Annotated in this window: 7 protein-coding genes; all 7 read right to left on the reverse strand. The window is 32.3% G+C overall.

All coding sequences use genetic code 11. The features are described 5' to 3' along the window. Window positions 1-158: 158 nt before the first annotated feature. Entirely contained in the window at window positions 159-557 is a 399-nt protein-coding gene (locus H7T97_RS10120) for a hypothetical protein (protein ID WP_049472585.1), read from the reverse strand. Between the two features lie 291 nt (window positions 558-848). After that, window positions 849-1211: a hypothetical protein gene (locus H7T97_RS10125; RefSeq protein ID WP_042759940.1), complete on the reverse strand. Its 363-nt coding sequence runs from the start codon at window positions 1209-1211 to the stop codon at window positions 849-851. A 198-nt stretch (window positions 1212-1409) separates the two neighbouring features. Beyond that, entirely contained in the window at window positions 1410-1613 is a 204-nt protein-coding gene (locus tag H7T97_RS10130; protein ID WP_021153476.1) for a CsbD family protein, read from the reverse strand. Between the two features lie 50 nt (window positions 1614-1663). Next, window positions 1664-2242, reverse strand: a complete 579-nt coding sequence (locus tag H7T97_RS10135; RefSeq protein ID WP_201090179.1) for an Asp23/Gls24 family envelope stress response protein — start codon at window positions 2240-2242, stop codon at window positions 1664-1666. Window positions 2243-2254: 12 nt separating this feature from the next. Next, complete coding sequence (locus H7T97_RS10140; protein ID WP_049506581.1) at window positions 2255-2425, reverse strand: DUF2273 domain-containing protein; 171 nt, start codon at window positions 2423-2425, stop codon at window positions 2255-2257. Window positions 2426-2436: 11 nt separating this feature from the next. Then, window positions 2437-3003, reverse strand: coding sequence for an alkaline shock response membrane anchor protein AmaP (amaP, locus tag H7T97_RS10145; protein ID WP_201090180.1), 567 nt, complete (start codon window positions 3001-3003; stop codon window positions 2437-2439). A 79-nt stretch (window positions 3004-3082) separates the two neighbouring features. Next, a complete protein-coding gene (locus tag H7T97_RS10150) occupies window positions 3083-3322 on the reverse strand; it encodes a GlsB/YeaQ/YmgE family stress response membrane protein (protein ID WP_024055657.1) in 240 nt (79 codons plus the stop codon). Window positions 3323-3547 lie beyond the last annotated feature (225 nt).

Consider the following 3547-nt stretch of genomic DNA (forward strand, 5'->3'; position numbering starts at 1 on the left):
GTAATTCGTTAGAATTCGATTTCGTCGTCCCACCTCCGCACAGTTGAGTAGGGCTGTAAAAGCTGATGAAATCAGCGCAGTAGAGCTCACTCAACCACTGCGTCTTACTCGATAATCCAAAGACAATTGAGAGGCTAGGACTTTTGTCCCAGCCTCATCTATTTTCTTATCTCACATAAATATTTCACATGACCAGGCTCATCAAATTCATTTTTCTCAATAGCATACGCCACATTTGTATCCTTATTGAGAAATAGTATCATAGAATATGGTGCCATGAAACTTGCTTTCTCTTTCAAGAACCAAGAATCAAAACATTGGTCGCCTTCGTATAACACGATTCTTTCATATTCATCTACATCATCACCTTCTGAAAGTCGTGCTCTTACTTCAAAATTAGCGCTGGGTTCTTTTCTCAAGATATCCCCAATCCAATAAGTTGCTTGTTGAAGCGAATAGAAATCAGCAATCCCCCAACGGAAGTACTCTCCCATTTTTTCTTCTACAAATTCAAAATCTTCAGTGGTGTCCATATCTCTAAAACTTGTTATTCTCATATAGTATTCTCACTTTCTATTTATACAACTTGTTTCTATTTTACAGCAAGCAACAAGGCTAGCTTGTTATTTAAAGGATCTTTCTTAGTTGTAGTAATTTGATTCAAATCCTTATATAAATTTATTATATCAAATTTATATAATTTTGTCAATTTTGTCAGATTTAGTACACACTAGAATAACTGAGAGTCAATTCTTGACCTAGGAAATACACAATATAAAAACGCTTAATTCCTTTGTATAGGATAAGCGTTAAATGACAAGAGCAAAAGAAAAGATTAATTATTGTGGTCAATTTTCATCTAAATCCTTCAGTGCCTTCTTATAAGCCTCACTATCTTTCTTATAATAATCACGCTCTACACCAGAGATATCTACAGTAAAGACACCATCTTCATATATATAACTTGTTGTACGGTTTAACATTTGCGAACCCATTAACTCAATTGTTTCATTCTTTCGATCAATTACAAAATTGTCAGCAACACTACTATCAAGTATCCCTTTATTTCCTGAGATAGTAAATGCTCGTTCATTTCTAGATTCACTAACCCAATAATATTCCCCATCCAAAGTCTGATTTCTTTGATTAGAGCATGAAATTAAAGGCATACTCAAAATCGTTAAAAATAGTAGAATCAATAGTTTATCCAATGTAATACCTCCTTAATTGTTTATGTTATAACAAAATACCATTATAGGAATACTACGAAAATGTCTATGATAACAGCAATTCTTAAAGATGTCTGTTACAATAGCAAATCAATCTCACAGAATCAAAAACGCACTCTATTCTCCATAGTGGAGCTAATTAGAATGCGTCATTAGGGACTAAAAGATGACTATTATCAATTATTTATCGTCACCTTTAATCATATTTTTAACGCCTTCGATTGCTCCTTCAACAGCATCTTTTGCGTCTTCTGCGACTTCTTTAACTTTAGAAACTACTTTTTCAGCAGCTCCTTCTTTTTCTGTTTTCTTGTCGCCAGTCAATTTACCGAATCCTTCTTTGACTGCTCCTTTTGCTTGGTTTACTTTTTCTTCTGTAGACATGGTCTTACCTCCGTTTGTATATGTTTTTATATATCCAAACCAAATTCAAATTAATGAACACGTGGTTTTTCATTTGATGAAGAGTCAGTTACAGCTTCTACGCCTTCACCAACTTTTTCTTTAACTGCTGAGAATCCATTTCCTAAACCTGTTTTAACATTTTCAAACTGTTCAGATGCGAATTCACCTGTTGATTCAACAACTCCAGTCACACGATCTTGCAAGCTTACTGAGTCAGCTTCATATTGTTCTTTTGTTTTAATATCAACAACATTCACATTCACTTCAACAACTTCCAAGTCAGTCATCTTAGAAACTTGTGATACAACTACATCTTTAATGTGTTTGTATATTTCAGGAACATTCTTTTGATATTCAACCACGACATTCAAGTCGACAGCAACTTGTTCTTTACCAACTTCAACGTTTACTCCGTTAGCAACATTGTCAGTGTTGATAATCTTATCAGTTAGATTAGAGAAAAATCCTCCATCAACAGCCAACAAGCCATTTACTTTTTCTAAAGAAAGTCCGATAATTTTTTGAATGACTTTGTCTTCGTAAGTCAATTCACCCTTCACATCTTCTGCTTTCGCATTAGTTTCTTTGATATTTTTTTCGTTTGACATATGAAACTCCTTTTATTTAAATAAATTTTTCTGTTGTAAATAATATCCAACTCCAGCTCCTAAGACGGCGAAGATTAAAACAAATAATGTTTTAAAGAAACCATAGGAGAGGATGAAGCAAGCTAAAATAATACCTGCTAACCCAGACAGGAGTGGATACTGGTATTTTTTAAACCATTCCATTTTTTATTTCCTTACTTTACACGACTCACAGTTTTTTTAGTTGGTTTTTTAGGCTTATAATCCTTTACAGAAACATTAAGCTTAACACCATGATTAAGTCCAAAAAACTGTGTTAATCCATTACCGATTTCATCTTTTATAGACTGAGTTCTTTTAATAATATTATCTGAAGGAAGAATTTCTCCTTCCACGTAAACTAAACATTTATTTTTCCGACTATTTACACGAACTTTAGGGTTCTTAATGAAGTTGTTTTCATTAACCACACTACGAACAAATCCTTCAATAGCAGAACTTTTTAGTTTTAGTTCACCACCAGCATTTTCTAACTCTATCTCTAAATGTTGTTTAGGATAAAAAATTATCACTAACATAGATAATAAAATTAAAATTGAAAGAACTAAAGTACCCCAAAAAATGTATCTAGAAAGATAATATCCTAAAAAAGAAATCCTCTTCCAATTAATCAAATGGAGCTCTAAACCGCTAACTTTATGATAATCTAGCAAAATAGGAATCAAAATTGTCAAGATTAAAATACAAAATATAAGAGAAAGTATTTTCTTAGATTTTGACATATTGAATCCTTTCACGAATACAATCAAATCATAACCTTGCCCTGTCTTAAAGATTATGATTTATTCTTGAAAAAGAAAATTATTCTTTTTTCCCTAAGAAGAATGAAACTACACTAACAACAATGACAGCTCCTGCAATTGAAGGAAGCAAAGCCATGCCTGCTAAAGATGGGCCCCAACTGCCCAAAAGGGATTGTCCAACTGATGAACCAATTAAACCTGCTAAAACATTAGCAATAATACCCATTGAACCACCTTTTTTGGTAATTCCTCCTGCAATGAGACCAATAAGGCCTCCTACAATAATAGACCATAGCATAATGGGCCACCTTTCTAAATCAAAGAATATTTATTTAAATATTATCTATCTCCATTGATTAATAATATTATCAATTTGGATTGATAAAATAAATAGTAGAATTTTAGCTAAAATCTTATTTCGGATATTTTTTCCAAAATATTTTTCTATGATTGATATAACTATAAACCTTTACCCAAACAAAGTCAACTAAAATGCTTGGGTATTTTTAAAAAGCATAAATAT

This window comes from Streptococcus parasanguinis (genome assembly GCF_016648925.1).
In the GTDB taxonomy this organism is placed as follows: domain Bacteria; phylum Bacillota; class Bacilli; order Lactobacillales; family Streptococcaceae; genus Streptococcus.